Origin of the sequence: Micromonospora sp. CP22 (assembly GCF_009712475.1) — a bacterium.
GTDB lineage: Bacteria > Actinomycetota > Actinomycetes > Mycobacteriales > Micromonosporaceae > Micromonospora.
Genome location: NZ_VCJO01000007.1, coordinates 183,235 through 199,317 on the forward strand (window position 1 = coordinate 183,235; position 16,083 = coordinate 199,317).

13 protein-coding genes are annotated in these 16,083 nt (G+C 71.3%); 12 read left to right on the forward strand and 1 reads right to left on the reverse strand.

Annotated features, from left to right (window positions below; all coding sequences use genetic code 11):
- Nucleotides 1-72 precede the first annotated feature (72 nt).
- The 12 genes from tkt (at nucleotide 73) to FF096_RS14955 (ending at nucleotide 14,501) form a co-directional block, all read left to right on the forward strand.
- Nucleotides 73-2,211 (forward strand): transketolase, encoded by a 2,139-nt coding sequence (gene tkt / locus FF096_RS14905; protein WP_309223333.1) that lies wholly within the window; start codon nucleotides 73-75, stop codon nucleotides 2,209-2,211.
- 16 nt (nucleotides 2,212-2,227) lie between these two features.
- On the forward strand, nucleotides 2,228-3,409 hold the full coding sequence (gene tal, locus FF096_RS14910; protein WP_155218440.1) for a transaldolase: 1,182 nt from the start codon (nucleotides 2,228-2,230) through the stop codon (nucleotides 3,407-3,409).
- 169 nt (nucleotides 3,410-3,578) lie between these two features.
- Nucleotides 3,579-3,728, forward strand: a complete 150-nt coding sequence (locus tag FF096_RS26335; protein WP_196222540.1) for a hypothetical protein — start codon at nucleotides 3,579-3,581, stop codon at nucleotides 3,726-3,728.
- Nucleotides 3,668-5,239 (forward strand): glucose-6-phosphate dehydrogenase, encoded by a 1,572-nt coding sequence (zwf, locus tag FF096_RS14915; protein ID WP_155218442.1) that lies wholly within the window; start codon nucleotides 3,668-3,670, stop codon nucleotides 5,237-5,239. Before FF096_RS26335 ends, zwf begins: the two co-directional genes overlap by 61 nt.
- Before the next feature lie 94 nt (nucleotides 5,240-5,333).
- Nucleotides 5,334-6,353, forward strand: a complete 1,020-nt coding sequence (locus tag FF096_RS14920) for a glucose-6-phosphate dehydrogenase assembly protein OpcA (protein WP_309223334.1) — start codon at nucleotides 5,334-5,336, stop codon at nucleotides 6,351-6,353.
- 50 nt (nucleotides 6,354-6,403) lie between these two features.
- Complete coding sequence (gene pgl / locus FF096_RS14925; RefSeq protein ID WP_155218444.1) at nucleotides 6,404-7,168, forward strand: 6-phosphogluconolactonase; 765 nt, start codon at nucleotides 6,404-6,406, stop codon at nucleotides 7,166-7,168.
- A 283-nt stretch (nucleotides 7,169-7,451) separates the two neighbouring features.
- Complete coding sequence (locus tag FF096_RS14930) at nucleotides 7,452-8,690, forward strand: ATP-grasp domain-containing protein (protein WP_155218446.1); 1,239 nt, start codon at nucleotides 7,452-7,454, stop codon at nucleotides 8,688-8,690.
- 84 nt (nucleotides 8,691-8,774) lie between these two features.
- On the forward strand, nucleotides 8,775-9,806 hold the full coding sequence (locus FF096_RS14935) for a Gfo/Idh/MocA family oxidoreductase (protein ID WP_155218448.1): 1,032 nt from the start codon (nucleotides 8,775-8,777) through the stop codon (nucleotides 9,804-9,806).
- Nucleotides 9,794-11,020, forward strand: coding sequence for an ATP-grasp domain-containing protein (locus FF096_RS14940; protein WP_155218450.1), 1,227 nt, complete (start codon nucleotides 9,794-9,796; stop codon nucleotides 11,018-11,020). Before FF096_RS14935 ends, FF096_RS14940 begins: the two co-directional genes overlap by 13 nt.
- Nucleotides 11,021-11,054: 34 nt before the next feature.
- The gene (locus tag FF096_RS14945; protein ID WP_196222529.1) at nucleotides 11,055-12,314 is read left to right on the forward strand and encodes an ATP-grasp domain-containing protein; all 1,260 of its coding nucleotides are present in this window, start codon (nucleotides 11,055-11,057) and stop codon (nucleotides 12,312-12,314) included.
- Nucleotides 12,311-13,744 carry an MFS transporter gene (locus FF096_RS14950; RefSeq protein WP_155218454.1) on the forward strand — a complete coding sequence of 478 codons (1,434 nt, stop codon included), beginning with the start codon at nucleotides 12,311-12,313 and terminating at the stop codon, nucleotides 13,742-13,744. Before FF096_RS14945 ends, FF096_RS14950 begins: the two co-directional genes overlap by 4 nt.
- A 133-nt stretch (nucleotides 13,745-13,877) precedes the next feature.
- Nucleotides 13,878-14,501: a phosphoribosylanthranilate isomerase gene (locus FF096_RS14955; RefSeq protein ID WP_155218456.1), complete on the forward strand. Its 624-nt coding sequence runs from the start codon at nucleotides 13,878-13,880 to the stop codon at nucleotides 14,499-14,501.
- Here the strand turns inward: FF096_RS14955 and FF096_RS14960 are convergent.
- Nucleotides 14,425-15,912: a PLP-dependent aminotransferase family protein gene (locus FF096_RS14960; RefSeq protein WP_155218458.1), complete on the reverse strand. Its 1,488-nt coding sequence runs from the start codon at nucleotides 15,910-15,912 to the stop codon at nucleotides 14,425-14,427. The genes FF096_RS14955 and FF096_RS14960 overlap by 77 nt on opposite strands.
- Between the last annotated feature and the right edge of the window lie 171 nt (nucleotides 15,913-16,083).

Below are 16,083 nucleotides of genomic sequence, written 5' to 3' on the forward strand. Positions count from 1 at the left end.
CGCATGTTTAGCCGCGCTCGATAGGGTCACCAGTGAGGGTTCCGCCCATCTCGCCGAGGAGCACAAACCATCGTGGCTGCCAACCGACCCGACCACCCCGCACTCGACTGGTCCGACCTCGACCGCCGTGCCGTGGACACCGTCCGCGTGCTGGCCATGGACGCCGTGGAGAAATCCGGCAATGGCCACCCGGGCACCGCGATGAGCCTCGCACCGGCGGCGTACCTGCTGTTCAACCGGGTGATGCGGCACAACCCGGCAGACCCGAACTGGCCCGGCCGGGACCGTTTCGTGCTCTCCGCAGGCCACTCCAGCCTGACGCTGTACATCCAGCTCTTCCTCGCCGGCTACCCGCTGAGCCTGGAGGACCTGAAGTCGCTGCGGCAGTGGGGGTCGCTCACCCCCGGTCACCCCGAGCACGGACACACCCCCGGCGTGGAGACCACCACCGGCCCGCTCGGGCAGGGTCTGGGCAACGCCGTCGGCATGGCCATGGCCGCCCGGCGCGAACGCGGCCTGTTCGACCCGGAGGCCGAGGCCGGCGAGTCCGTCTTCGACCACTACATCTGGTGCATCGCCTCCGACGGTGACATCGAGGAGGGCATCAGCCACGAGGCCAGCGCCCTGGCCGGGCACCAGCAGCTGGGCAACCTCTGCGTGATCTACGACGACAACGAGATCTCGATCGAGGACGACACCCGCATCGCGATGAGCGAGGACGTCGCGGCCCGCTACACCGCGTACGGCTGGCACGTGCAGACGGTCGACTGGCGGCGCGGCGACGCCGAGCAGGGTGACTACCACGAGAACGTCGAGGAGCTGTACCGGGCGCTGCTGGCCGCCAAGGCGGAGACGACCCGTCCGTCGTTCATCGCGCTGCGCACCATCATCGGCTGGCCCGCGCCGAACAAGCAGAACACCGGCAAGATCCACGGCTCGGCGCTCGGCGCCGACGAGGTGGCCGCCACCAAGGAGGTCCTCGGCTTCGACCCGGCCGGGTCGTTCGAGGTCAGCGAGGAGGTGCTCGGCCACACCCGGCTGGCGCTGCGTCGTGGCGAGGCCGCCCAGCAGGAGTGGACGGCCGCCTTCGACTCGTGGTCGGCGGAGAACCCGGAGCGTCGCGGTCTCTACGACCGGCTGGTCAACCGGACGCTGCCCGAGGGCTGGGCCGACGCCCTGCCGGAGTTCCCCGCCGACGCCAAGGGTGTCGCCACCCGGGCCGCCTCCGGCAAGGTGCTGGCCGCGCTGGCCCCGGTGCTGCCCGAACTGTGGGGCGGCTCCGCCGACCTGGCCGAGAGCAACAACACCACGATGAAGGGCGAGCCCTCCTTCGTCCCCAGCCAGTACGCCACCAAGGAGTTCCCGGGCCACGAGTACGGCCGGACCCTGCACTTCGGCATCCGCGAGCACGCCATGGGCGCGATCCTCAACGGCATCGCGCTGCACGGCGGCACCCGGCCCTACGGCGGCACCTTCCTGGTCTTCAGCGACTACATGCGGCCCTCTGTCCGGTTGGCCGCGTTGATGAAGCTGCCGGTGGTCTACGTCTGGACGCACGACTCCATCGGCCTCGGCGAGGACGGCCCGACCCACCAGCCGGTGGAGCACCTGACCGCGCTGCGGGCCATTCCCGGCCTGGACGTGGTCCGCCCGGCCGACGCCAACGAGACCGCCTGGGCCTGGCGGCAGGCCCTGGAGCACACCGACCGGCCGACCGCGTTGGCGTTGAGCCGGCAGGCGCTGCCGACGCTGGACCGCTCGCAGCTGGCCAGCGCGGAAGGGGTCGCCAAGGGTGGTTACGTGCTGGCCGAGGCGTCCAACGGCAAGCCCGAGGTGATCATCATCGGGACCGGCTCCGAGGTGCAGCTCTGCCTCACCGCCCGGGAGCGGCTGGAGGCCGAGGGTACCCCCACCCGGGTGGTGTCGATGCCCTGCCAGGAGTGGTTCTTCGAGCAGGACGAGGCGTACCGGGAGTCGGTGCTCCCGCGCGGGGTAAAGGCCCGGGTGAGCGTGGAGGCGGGCATCGCCATGTCCTGGCGCGGCATCGTCGGTGACTGCGGCGAGAGCGTCAGCCTGGAGCACTACGGCGCAAGCGCCCCGCACTCCGTGCTCTTCGAGCAGTTCGGCTTCACCCCGGACCGGATCGTCGCCGCCGCGCACGCGGCGCAGACCCGGGCCGGCGACATCACCGGTTTCACGACCGGCAACTAAGGAGGCGTTGGCGCACATGACGACCGACAGGCTGGGTGAGCTGACCGCCGCGGGAGTGGCGGTCTGGCTCGACGATCTTTCCCGGGTACGACTCAGCTCCGGCGGGCTGGACCAGCTGCGCCGGGAGAAGCACGTGGCCGGGGTGACCACCAACCCGACGATCTTCGCCAAGGCGTTGAGCGACGCCGACGAGTACGACTGGCAGCTGCGGGACCTGGCCGCCCGGGGCATCGACGTCGAAGAGGCCGTCCGCATGCTCACCACGTACGACGTGCGGTGGGCCTGCGACGTGATGCGCCCGTCGTACGACGCCAGCGCGGGTGTCGACGGCCGGGTCTCCATCGAGGTGGACCCGCGACTGGCCCACGACTCGCACCGCACCGTGGCCGAGGCCCGGGCGTTGTGGTGGCTGGTCGACCGGCCGAACCTGTTCATCAAGATCCCGGCGACCGAGGCCGGCCTGCCGGCGATCACCGCGGCACTGGCCGAAGGGATCAGCGTCAACGTCACGCTCATCTTCGGCCTGGACCGCTACTCCCAGGTGATGGAGGCGTTCCTGGCCGGCATGGAGCAGGCGAAGGCGAACGGCCACGACCTGAGCACGATCGGCTCGGTGGCCTCGTTCTTCGTCTCCCGGGTCGACACCGAGGTCGACGCCCGGCTGGAGAAGATCGGCTCCAGCGAGGCCAAGGCGCTGCGGGGCAAGGCCGCGGTGGCCAACGCCCGGTTGGCGTACGAGCGCTACAGCGAGGTCTTCTCCTCCGACCGGTGGCGGGCGCTGGCCGACGCCGGGGCGCACCCGCAGCGTCCCCTGTGGGCCTCCACCTCGACCAAGAATCCCGACTACCGGGACGTCATCTACGTCGAGGAGCTGATCGCGCCCGGCACGGTCAACACCATGCCGGAGTCGGTCGTGCACGCGTACGCCGACCACGGCGAGACCCACCCGGACACCGTCACCGGCGCGTACGACGACGCCCGTGCGGTGTTCGGCGCGCTGGAGTCGGTGGGCGTGGATCTGACCGACGTGATCGCCACGTTGGAACGCGAGGGTGTGGAGAAGTTCGAGGCCAGCTGGCAGGAGCTGCTCGACGGCGTCGGTAAGTCGCTGTCCGCCGCCGGCCAGGGCCGCAGCCACCCCACGGACGCCGCCCGGGACAACGCCGACGCCGCCGCGCGTGCCGGAGGCAATGCGTGACGGTGCCGTCCGGCAACACCCACGCCGCCACCTGCTTCGGGTGGCGGCGTGGGTCGGCGGTGGTACCGCGACGGTTCGACGGTGGGTAGCTTTCCCAGACAACCGGTACGGTCGACGTTGATCTACCGGTGCCCGGAAACCCGTACTCCTGGCTGAGGAGTCGCTGGCGGTGACCGGCGGCGTGGCCGGTCGAGCCGCCCGCTGCCGCACCGGCAGCCGGCCGAGCGGTCAGCGGACCCTGCACGGCCATCCGGCGCGATGGGTCGCCAGGGGTGTGACGATGGACGACGTGGACGAGCGGAGCGAGGAGGCAGCGTGAACCCGCTGCGCGACCCGCAGGACCGGCGACTGCCCCGGATCCCGGAGCCGTGCGCTCTGGTGATCTTCGGGGTGACCGGTGACCTGGCCCAGAAGAAACTGCTACCCGCGGTCTACGACCTGGCCAACCGGGGGCTGCTGCCGCCCGGCTTCGTGGTCGTCGGGTTCGCGCGGCGGGACTGGTGCGACGGCGACTTCGCCTCGCTGGCCCGGGATGCGGCCAAGAGCCACTCCCGGACACCGTGGCGGGAGGAGGTGTGGTCGCGTCTCGAACACAACATCAAGTTCGTCGGTGGGTCGTTCGACGACGACACCGCCTTCGACAACCTGGCGCGCTGCCTGGAGGGTCTGCGCGACAGCCACGGCATCCACGGCAACGCGGCCTTCTACTTCTCCATCCCACCGGCGGCGTTCCCGGTGGTGCTCAAGCAGCTGGCCCGCACCGGCATGGCCGACAACGAGAAGTGTGGCGGCTGGCGCCGGGTGGTGGTGGAGAAGCCGTTCGGCCACGACCTGCCCTCGGCCAAGGCACTCAACGACCTGGTCGACGACGTCTTCACCCGGCAGGACGTCTTCCGCATCGACCACTACCTGGGCAAGGAGACGGTCCAGAACATCCTCGCCCTGCGCTTCGCCAACAGCCTCTTCGAGCCACTGTGGAACTCGCAGTACGTCGACTCGGTGCAGATCACCATGGCCGAGGACGTCGGCATCGGCAGCCGCGCCGGCTTCTACGACTCGGTCGGCACCGCCCGCGACGTGTTGCAGAACCACCTGCTGCAACTGCTCGCCCTGGTGGCGATGGAGGAGCCGACCAGCTTCGACGCCGACGAGATCCGGGCCGAGAAGCTCAAGGTACTCAAGGCGATCACGCTGCCGAAGGACGTCAGCACCGGCACGGTACGCGGTCAGTACCTACCGGGCTGGGTCGGCGGGCAGCGGGCCCGGGGATATCTGGAGGAGGACGGCGTCCCGCCGACGTCGACCACCGAGACGTACGTGGCGGTGCGGCTCGGCATCCAGAACCGCCGGTGGGCGGAGGTGCCGTTCTACATCCGCGCCGGTAAGCGGCTGCCCCGCCGGGTCACCGAGGTCGCGGTGATGTTCAAGCAGGCGCCGCACCTGCCGTTCACCGCGGCCGACATGGAGATGCTCGGCAACAACCAGCTGGTGATCCGGGTCCAGCCGGACGAGGGCGTGGTGCTCAAGTTCGGTTCGAAGGTGCCCGGCACCACGATGGAGGTCCGCGACATCGCGATGGACTTCCAGTACGGCGAGGCGTTCACCGAGTCCAGCCCGGAGGCGTACGAGCGGTTGGTGCTGGACGTGCTGATCGGCGACCGGACGCTGTTCCCGGACGCCGCCGAGGTCGAGCAGAGCTGGGCCGTGGTGGACCCGCTGGAGCACGCCTGGGAGGGCACGAAGCCGGAACCCTACCGGTCCGGTGAGTGGGGCCCACGGGCCGCCGACGAGATGCTGGCCCGTGAGGGCCGGGCCTGGCGGCGGGCGTGAGCGAGCGGGGCGGGCGAACCATGGCGTTCGGTGACGCGGCGCGGGGTGCGCGCGGCGAGGCGGCGACGCACGGCGAGCGAAGCAGGAGGCTGCGGTGATCGGACTGTGGGACACCACCGGCAACGAGGTGGTCAAGGCGCTCGCCGCGGAACGGCGCAGCGCGGGCGGGGTGGCCAGCGGCATGGCGCTGACCCTGATCGTGGTGGTGGACGAGAAGCGGGTCCGCGACGCTGAGGCGGCGGCCACCATCGCCGCCGCCGCGCACCCGTGCCGGCTGTTGGTGGTGGTCCGCTCGGACGTGGACCGGGACCGCAACCGACTCGACGCCGAGATCGTGGTCGGCGGGCGCCTCGGACCCTGCGAGGCGGTGGTGATGCGGATGTACGGGCGGCTGGCCCTGCACGCCGAGTCCGTGGTGATGCCGCTGCTGGTGCCGGACGTGCCGGTGGTCACCTGGTGGCACGGTGAGCCGCCGGAGGAGATCGCCACCGACTACCTCGGTGTGGTCGCCGACCGGCGCATCACCGACTCGGCGCAGGCCGCCGACCCGATCGCGGCGCTGCGGCAGCGCGCCCGCGACTACTTCTCCGGCGACACCGACCTCGCGTGGACCAGGATCACGCCGTGGCGCACCCTGGTGGCCGGTGCCTTCGACACCACCGACGCGCAGCTGACCGAGGCGACGGTGGTCGCACCGCCGAGTGACCCGACCGCCGCGCTGATGCGGGGCTGGCTGCGCAGCCGGCTCGGCATCAAGCCACGCTGGGAGCGCACCCGTGACTTCCCCCGGATGCGGGAGGTCCAGCTGCGCTGCGCCAACGGTGACGAGTTGACGCTGACCCGTGAGGACAGCGTGGCCACGTTCCGGCGTACCGGCCAGGAGGACCGCATCCTGCCGCTGGTGCGTCGGCCGCTCGGCGACGAACTGGCCGAGGAGCTGCGCCGACTCGGTACCGACCAGGTGTACGCCGAGGCCCTGGGCGCCTTCGCCGGGTTGACCAACCTGGACCGGCGGCCCAGCCAGCGGGTGCACGTGTGGAAGGACCCGGCCACCGCCCAGCGCGCCGAGGCCGGCGTCACCGCACACTCCTCGACGAACAACGCCGGTTCCTGACCCCTCAGGTTGGCACGACACCGACCGCGACGCGGTCCCGGAAGGACACCATGAGTGAGGCGAGTGTCGCCGTCCACGCCGACGCCGACCTGCTGGCGCAGGCGGTCGCGGCCCGACTGGTGGTGCGGCTGCTCGACGCCCAGGCCGAACGCGGCCAGGCGTCGGTGGTACTCACCGGCGGTCGGATCGCCGCCGCGGTCTACCGTGCGGTGGGCGCGTTGCCCGCCCGGGACGCGGTCGACTGGTCCCGGGTCGACTTCTGGTGGGGCGACGAACGGTTCCTACCGGCTGGCGATCCGGAGCGCAACGAGACCCAGGCCCGCGCGGCGCTGCTCGACGCGCTGCCGGTGGACCCGGACCGGGTCCACGCCATGCCGGCCTCGGACGGCGGCGCCGACCCGGAGGAGGCCGCCGCCCGGTACGCGGCCGAACTCGCCCGTGCGGCCCGCCCCGGCACCGCTGTGCTGCCCCACTTCGACGTGCTGATGCTCGGCGTCGGCGAGGACGGGCACGTCGCCTCGGTCTTCCCCGAGCATCCGGTGCACTACGACAACCGACCGGTCAGCGCGGTGCGGGGCAGCCCGAAGCCACCGCCGGTACGCATCACGCTGACCCTCCCGGCGATCAACACCGCCGAGGAGGTGTGGCTGGTGGCCGGTGGCAGCGACAAGGCTCACGCGGTCGGCATGGCGCTGGCCGGCGCCGGGCCGGTGCAGGTGCCGGCGGCCGGTGTGCAGGGCACCGGGCGTACCCTCTGGCTGCTGGACCGTGCCGCGGCGGCCGACGTGCCGGCCCGTTTCCGCAGCCTGCGCTGAGCCGGGCGCGCCTGACGCGGGGGCGCGCCGGACGCCCGCCACCGCCGCACCACCGTGACCGACGCCCGGGTCCATCGCGGACCCGGGCGGTCCCGTGCCGCCGGTTGTGGCTGGTCGGCGCGGGTTCGCCGAACTGGTACCAGCGACTGTCGCCTAGCTGGTCTGGCTCTCACCAGTTCCGGGGCCGAAGACTGTGCTCACCGGCAGAAGGTGAGCCTCGCTCGTCCATGCTCGCCGGGACTTCTGGTTGCCACGCGGCGGTGCAGGTTCGGGAGGGGCCACGGTGAAGGAACTGTTGCTGATCGGTGCCGGCTACATGGGTACTCCCTACCTGACGGCCGCCCGACGCCTCGGGGTACGCGTCACCGTGGTCGAGTCGGCACTGCACCGCGACCGGCTCACTCCGCAGGCGGACCGCTTCATCCTCACCGAGGGCACCGCCGAGGAGGACTGGGCGGCAGCGGCCACCGCCGCCGCCTACTCGTGCGAACCGGACGGCGTGCTCGGCTTCGCCGAACCGCAGGTGATCGCCGCCGCCCTGGTCCAGGACGCGCTGGATGTACCCGGCCCGTCGTTGCACGCCGCCGTCATCTCGCGGAACAAGGCGCTGCAACGGGGCTGTTTCGCCACCGCTGGGCTGTGCCAACCGAAGTTCCTGATCGTCCCGGACGTGGAGTCGGGGGTCAGCTGGGCGCGGGGGCGTTACCCGGTGATCGTCAAGCCGCTGCACAGCAGTGGTAGCGCCGGTGTCGTCCAGGTGGTGGACGAGCCGACGCTCGTCGCCCTGCTCCAGTCCCGGTTGCCTCAGGAGAAGGTGCTGCTGGAGGAGTTCCTCGTCGGCGCGGAGTACAGCTGGGAGGCGCTGGTCCGCGGCGGCGAGGTGATCTTCGGCAACGTCACCGCGAAGGAGACGACCGGCCCGCCGGACTTCGTCGAGCTGGCGCACGTCGGTAGTCCCCGGATGTCCGGTGCGGACATGTTCACCATCGACAGCCTGGGCCGCGGTGTGGTGGCCGCGATGCGGATGCAGACCGGCATCGTGCACCTGGAGTTCCGGATGACCGCGGACGGCCCGGCGATCGTCGAGGTCGCGGTCCGTACGCCAGGCGACTACATCATGGACGTCCTCGCCCTCACCCACCGGTTCGACCCGTACGCCGCACTGATCGCCATGGCGCTGGACCTGCCGGTCACCCTGCCCGCGACGACGACCCCCGGCGCGCACGGTGCCAGTTGGTTCCCGCAGTTCCCCGCCGGTCGCGTGGCACGCGTCCACGGCCTGGACGCGCTGCGGGCCCAGCCGTGGGTGGCCGACGTCAAGCTCAAGGTGCAGGCCGGCGACACGATCGCGCCGTACTCCTCGTCGGCGCAGCGGGTGGGGCACGTCCTGTTCCAGGCTCCCGACCTCGACGAGTTGGCCGCCGCGATGGAGCTGGCCCGCAGCACGCTCACCGTGGAACTCGCCGACGAGCCGTCCGCCGCGACCAGCTCGTCGGCCTCCCTGTCCGCCAACTCCGGCTAGCGGAACGCGGTCGTCCCGGGGCTACGGCCCGTTCGATTCCGTTTCGTGCCGCCCGGGTGCGGCCAAGGGAGACAGAGACACCTCATGCAAGGCGACCTTCAACCGGTCATCGTCGGCTACGGACGAGCCGGCCGTGACCTGCACCATCGCGCGATCCGGCCGCTCCTCGACCCGGACGACACGGTGATCGTCGTGGACCCGCGCCCGGTGCCGAGCCAACCGGGGATCCGGTGGGTGGCGACGCTGGACGAGGCGGCGCAGACCCTGGACGCGATGTCCGTCCCGCTGCGGCGGGCGGTCTTCCACCTGACCACTCCCCCTGCCGAGCACCTGGCCGGAGTGGAGCAACTGGTCGCGCTCGGCGCCCGGCAGGTGATCCTCGAGAAGCCGATCGCCAGCAGTGTGGCGCAGGCCCGCCGGATCGCCGAGCTGTCGACCGAGATCGTCATCATGCCGGTCAGTGTCTGGCTGGAGAGCGCCACCACCGTCGTGGTGGAGCGGGCGGTCGCCGCCGGTGAGGTCGGCCAGGTGACCACGCTGCACATGGAGCAGAGCAAGCCCCGGTTCCGGCGGAACCTGGCGGCGACCGACGCGCACACCACGCCCTTCGACGTCGAACTGCCGCATCAGCTGCTGCTCGCGCTGCACCTGGCCGGAACCGACGCCACCGTCGAGTCCGCCGTCCGGTGGCCGATGTCCTCCTGCGACCAGTACGGACACGTGATGGGTGGCGCGGCGGTCACGCTGACCCACGGCTCGGCGATCACCAGCACCCTGCTGTCCGATCTCACCGCACCGATCCGACGCCGTCGGCTGGTGGTGACCGGGACGCACGGCCAGATCGTGGCCGACTACCCGCTCAGCTCCGACGACGACTACGGGCAGGTACGCATCCGTGGTCGCGGCGATCGTCAGATCATCCAGGACCTGCCGCTGTCCCAGTTCCTGAAGGCCGCGTACGACTCGCGGCGCGGTGCCGCCCCACCACCCCGGGGTGATCTCGACCTGCACGTACGCAGCATCGAGCTGTTGGACCTGGCCCGGCGTACCGCGGTGACCGTGCCGCCTCAGGTGACGCTTCCCCAGCTGACGGAGTTCGCATCATGGCAAGGTTGATCATCATCGAGCCGAGGTCGTCCGGCTGTCTGCTCATCGACCGGGCCCGGGAACTCGGCCACGACCCGGTGGTGCTGACCGCCGACCGGGACGAGCGGAGAGTCCCCCGCGAGCGGTTGGCCGCGGCGAGCGAGGTGCGGATCGTCGACACCAACGACGACGCGACCGTGCTCGACCTGCTCAAGACGTTGCACGAGGCCACGCCGCTGGGTGCCGTGCTGCCCGGCTTCGAGCACTACGTCCCCGTCGCCGCCCGGGCGGCGGCCGACCTGGGTCTGCCGGGGATCGACCCGGACGCGGCGATGCGGCTGCACTACAAGCACCTGATGCGCCAGGCGGTCACCGACGCGGCCGTGGACCAGCCCGCCGCCGTGCTGGTCACCGAACCGAACGAGGTCGAGGCCGCGGTCACGAAGGTCGGTCTGCCCTGCGTGGTGAAGCCGGTCAACCAGTCCGGCAGCCTGTTGGTCCGCCGGGTCGACACGCTCGACGAGGCGGTCCTCGCCGTCGACCGCATCCGCGACCCGGCGGCCACCTACCTCGGCCGGCAGACGTTGCCCGTCGCCCTGGTCGAGGAGTACGTGCGGGGGCCCGAGTTCAGCGTCGAGGGTTACGTCCACGACGGCGAGGCGCACGTGCTGTGCATCACCGAGAAGATGCTCGGCCCGGAACCGGAGTTCGTGGAGGCGGGACACGTCCTGCCGGCCGACCTGCCGGCCGGGCTGGCCGCCGAGGTGACCTCCTACGTCCGGCGGGTGGTCGCCGCGCTCGGTCTCGGGCTGGGGCCGTTCCACGCCGAGGTACGGGTGGCCGACCGGGGGCCCCTGCTGATGGAACTCGGGGCGCGGCTGCCGGGCGACCACATCCCCACCCTGCTGTCGCTGGCGCAGGGCGTCGACATGCACGCGATCACCCTGCGGGCGTACCTGGGCGAGCCGGTCGGCGCTGCGACACCCGGCGTCCGCCGACAGACCGCCGGCATCCGCTACTTCCTGCGGCCGGAGATCCGCCGCTTCACGACGATGACCGTCGACCCCCGGCTGGCCGACGATCCTCGGATCACGGAGATCTCCCTGCTGCACTCTCCCGGCGCCGAGGTGCCGGACCCCGGTAGCTCGTCGGGCCGCCTCGGCTTCGTCGTGGCCACCGGCGCGACCTACCAGGAGACGACCGCCCTGCTCGACGCAGTGGACGCGGCGGTCGTCTTCTCATGACCTTCCCAGCCACCGCCCCGTTCAGGAGATGACCGTGTCCCGTCACATTCTCATCCTCAACCGATGGAGCAACGAGTTCGGCGAGTACCACCGCTACGTCGACCACCGGAGCAACCGGGTGGCGTACCTGACCACGCCGGCCGGTCGGGAGCCGCTGGACGAGCAGCTCGCCGAGGCGATCGTCACGCTGCCCGATCTCGGTGACACGGCCGCCGTCACCACCCACGCCAAGGAGTTGGCCACCCGGTACGGACCCTTCGACCACGTCATCGCGCTGTCCGAGTTCGACCTGGAGACGGCGGCGGAGCTGCGGGCCGTCCTCGACGTGCCCGGCAAGACCATGGCCGAGGTGCTCAAGGTCCGCGACAAGCTGGTCATGAAGCAGCACATCGAGCAGGCCGGGCTGCGGGTGCCGGCGTACGGTCCGGCGAACTCCGTCGAGCAGGTCCGGGACCTGGTCCGTCGGGTCGGTCTGCCGATCGTGCTCAAGCCCCGGGCGGGCGCGGACAGCCAGGGCGTCTTCGTCTGCCGTACCGAGGCCGAGTTGGACAGCCTGCTGGCCGACGAGTCGTTCACCGACTACGAGGGCGAACAGTTCGTCGAGGGCGGGCTGTACCAGGTGGACGGGGTGGTCCAGGGTGGCCGGCTGCTGATCGTCCGCAGCTGGCAGTGTCTGGCCGGATGCCTCGACTTCGCCCAGGGCACGCCCTTCGGCTCGGTCGCCAACGACGACGCCGAGTTCGAGCGGCGGGTGGTCTCCTACACCGAACGGGTGCTGGCCGCGTTGGGCATCACCGACGACGTGTTCCATCTGGAGTTCTTCCGCACCGACGCGCCGATCGACGACGACGAGCACGCCGACATGGTCTTCCTGGAGATCGGCGCTCGGGCCGGCGGGGGCCAGGTGCGGTTCGTCTGGCGCGACGTGTACGGCGTCGACCTGATCGACGCCTCGGTCAAGCTGCACATCGGGGCGGAGCTGAAGCTGCCGCAGATGGACCTCGGCACCGTGGCCGGCTACCTGATGATGCCGGAGCCGCCGGTGCGCCCGGCGGTCGTCCACTCGGTCGGCTCGCTGCTGGGTCGGGTGCCCGACCTGTTCGACGAGACGCTGCCGCCGCCCGGCGCGATCCTCAACGGCACCGGTGGGGCCCGCCACACGGCCGGCACGTTCCGGTTCCGGGCACCCACCGCCGACCGGGTCAAGCAGGCCATCTCCCAGGCCGCCGAGCTGTACGAGCTGTCCTGGTCACCGGCGCAGGCCGAGGACGACACCATCGGAACGCACGGGTGAGCCGGCACCGCGGAGCCGACTCGCTGCTGTCCGACTCCCCGTCGCCGGATCGGTCGCCGAAGGTGGCGGCATCGCTGTGGCGTCACCCCGACTTCCTCCGGCTCTGGGGCGCGCAGACCATCGCGATGCTCGGTTCCCGAGTAACCGAGTTGGCGCTGCCGCTGACCGCGATTCTGCTGCTGGACGCCGGACCGACCAGCCTGGGTCTGCTCAACGTCGCCGAGTACCTTCCCTTCACCCTGGTCACCTTGTTCGCCGGGGTGCTGGCCGACCGTTACCGACGGCGCGGCCTGCTCATCGGCGCCAACGTCGGGCGGGCGCTGATCCTGGCGGTGGTGCCGGTGCTCGCGCTGACCGACCAGCTGTCCATGACCGCCCTCTACGTGGTGGCCTTCCTGGTCGGTGTCCTGACCTCACAGTTCGACGTGGCCTACCAGGCGTACGTGCCAGTGTTGGTGTCACGGGCCCAGCTCGTGGAGGCCAACTCGAAGCTCCAGTCCACCCGCTCCATCGCCGAGACCGGCGGCAAGGGCTTCAGCGGTGTGCTGATCCAGGTGTTCACCGCTCCCGGCGCGATCATCGTCGACTGCCTGACGTATCTGATCTCGGCCGTGTCCCTGCTGTCGATCAAGACCCGGGAGCCGCGTCGCCCGGCCGCGGCCCGAGGCTTCAGCGGCGTGTGGAGCGAGATCGGCGAGGGGCTGCGGGCGACCCTCGGTCACCGCATCCTCCGCGCCGTCCTGCTCCAGGCCGCCTGGTTCAACCTGTTCCACGACGTCGTGCTCGTGCTGTTTCCGCTGTACGGCCTCAAGGACCTGGAGCTGACCCCGGCGCTGCTCGGGTTCATCATCGCCTCGGCCAGCGTCGGCGCCTTCGGCGGCTCGCTGATCGCCGGAGCGCTGGCGCGACGTCTCGGGATCGGCCCGGCGATGGTCGCGGGGGTGCTGACCTCGGCGCTGGGGCTCCTGGTGTTGCCGTTGGCCGCCGGTCCACCGGCGGTGCAGGCGTTGCTGCTCGGCGCGGGGTACGTGATCAGCGGGGTGGGCATCACCATCTTCAACATCCACTCGGTGGCGCTGCGGCAGGCGATCATCCCGAACCGGCTCCTCGGGCGGGTCAGCGGGACGTACCGCTTCGTCGCCTGGGCGGTCATCCCGCTGGGCGGCCTGCTCGCCGGGGCCCTGGCGAACGTCCTGAGCGCCCGAGGCGCCCTGCTCATCGCCGGCATCGGTCTGGTCATCGGGGCCATGGTGTTCGCGCTCACCCCGGCCGGACGGATCGCCGAGGCGCCCGAGGGGCCAGAAGACCTCGACGGCCCCGACGGCCCTGGTGGTCATGGTGGCCCTGGTGGTCATGGTGGCCCCGACAGCCGTGGCGGCCCGGGGAGCGCGCCGCTGGCCGGTCTCAAGCACTCGGACGAGCCGAGGTAGTCGACGGAGCCGTGGCCCGCCGGGCTGCCGGGCCGCCGGGCTGCCGGGCCGCCGGGCCGCCGGGCCGCCGGGCCGCCGGGCCGCCGGGCCGCCGGGCCGCCGGGCAGAATGTGAGATGCCGAAGGAGGATCGCTTGTTCATCAAAGTCTGCGGCCTACGGACCTCGACCGACGTCGCCGCCGCCGTGCACGCCGGGGTGGACGCGGTGGGCTTCATGCTGACCGAGAGCGTGCGTCGGGTCACCCCGACGGAGGCCGGCCGCCTGGCGGCCGAGGTGCCGCCGCAGGTGCTGACCGTCGGAGTGTTCCGGGGTGAGCCGGTCGACGTCATCCGCGAGTGTGTGACCACGGCGGGACTTCGGGCGGTGCAGCTGCACGGCGGTGAGTCCCGCGAACACTACGCGGCGCTGCGCGACCTGGACGTCGCCCTGATCAGGGCGACGTCCGTGGCCGGCGGTGGCGACCTGCGCCCCGGCTCGTACGGCGAGGACATGCTGATCATCGACTCCCCCCAGCCGGGTTCCGGCAACCAGTGGAACTGGTCGTCGCTGGAGACGAAGCCGGTGGCCGGGCGGTGGATGCTGGCCGGTGGCCTCAGCCCGGACAACGTCGCGACCGCCGTCGCGGCGCTGTCCCCCTGGGGGGTCGACGTCTCCAGCGGGGTGGAGGTGCGTCGGGGCATCAAGGAACCGCAGCTGATCGCGGAATTCGTAGCGGCTGCCCGATCGCACGAGTCAGGTGCACCGCAGGCCGACTAGCCCGTCGGCCCGCGTACGGCGCGTACGCCTCGCCGACGCGGGCGAGCGCCTCGTTGATGTCACTGGGCCGCACCGACGAGTAGCCGATGACCAGGGCCGGGCGGGGGGTGACGCCGGGAATCTCGGCGAGCCGGAAGTGCCCGCCACCGCGCAGCAGGACCGACCGGCGCAACGCTCCCTCGACGACCGCCGCCTCGTCCACGTGGTGGGGCAGTTCGACGTAGACGTGCCGGCCCGCCGACGCGCCCCTGATGCTCGCCCCGGGCAGGTGTCGCCGGACCGCCTGGACCACGGTCTCCAGCCTGGAGCGGTACCTCGGCCGCAACCGGCGCAGGTGCCGGTCGAGCAGTCCCGCGCGGAGGAACTCCGACACGGCCAGCTGGGTGATGCTGTCGCAGCCCTGGTCCGAGCTGGCCCGCGCTGCTTCGACCGCACCGACGAGCCATTCCGGCAGGGCGAGCCAACCGAGGCGCAACCCGGGGGCGAGCACCTTGCTCAGGCTCCCGCCGTAGACCACCCGCTCCGGGTCGCAGCCCTGGATCGCCGGCGGCCGTTCCCGCTGGTCGAACCAGAACTCCGTGTCGTAGTCGTCCTCGATGATGATGCCGTTGACGTCACTCGCCCACCGCAACAGCGCCTGCCGACGTTGGGGCGGCATCGTCGCCCCGGTGGGGAACTGGTGTGCCGCGGTGACCAGGACAGCCCGGACGCCACTACGCGTCAGGGCGTCGATGTCGACCCCGTCGGCATCCACCGGCACCGGTACCGCGCGCATCCCGGTGCTGCGGATGAACTGCAACTGCTTGCCGCTGCCGGGGTTCTCGACGCCGATCCGGTCGATGCCCATCGTCGGCAGGGTGCGGCAGAGCAGCCCGAGACCGTGCGCGAAGCCCAGCGTGACCATGGTGTGGGCGGGCTCCACCCGTACGCCCCGCACCCGGCCGAGGTAGCTGGCCAACTCCGTACGCAACGACGCGATGCCGGATATCGGCGGGTAGCTCAAGCCGCTGGGCCCGAGGCTCTGCGTGGCCCGCTGGTAGCACGACAGCCACTCCTGAAGGGGAAAGTTCGTCACGTCCGTCGCGCCGACCCGCAGGTCCCAGCGCACGGGCGGCGCCGACGGCTCGTCGAGCCTGGACCTGCGGTCCGCACCGGCGATGGAGCGGGTGGCAACGCGGGTACCCGAGCCCTGGACGGCCTCCAGATACCCCTCGGCGCTCATCTGCTCGTACGCCTCGACGACCACAGAGCGGGACACCCCAATGTCACGCGCCAACAGGCGGCTCGACGGCAGCGGCACGCCGGGCAGGAGAACGCCATTTCGAATCTTCTCCTTGATGGCGCTCTGGATCTGCCGACTAAGCGGCTCGTCGATGTCCCTGCAAACGCTGATTGTCAGATGCCACGACATTCTGAAATTGCCCCCTCAGCACGACAGCGTCGCCGCCCCTCGGCTATTGCTCATCGGATGTCACGTGCGGAGCTTGATGTCGGTCGCCAATGACCGAGTACGATGGCCGCTGCCCCACCCACAATGGCCCGCAGGGTGGATTCTAGCCCGGCACCGCATCCACCCGAATCG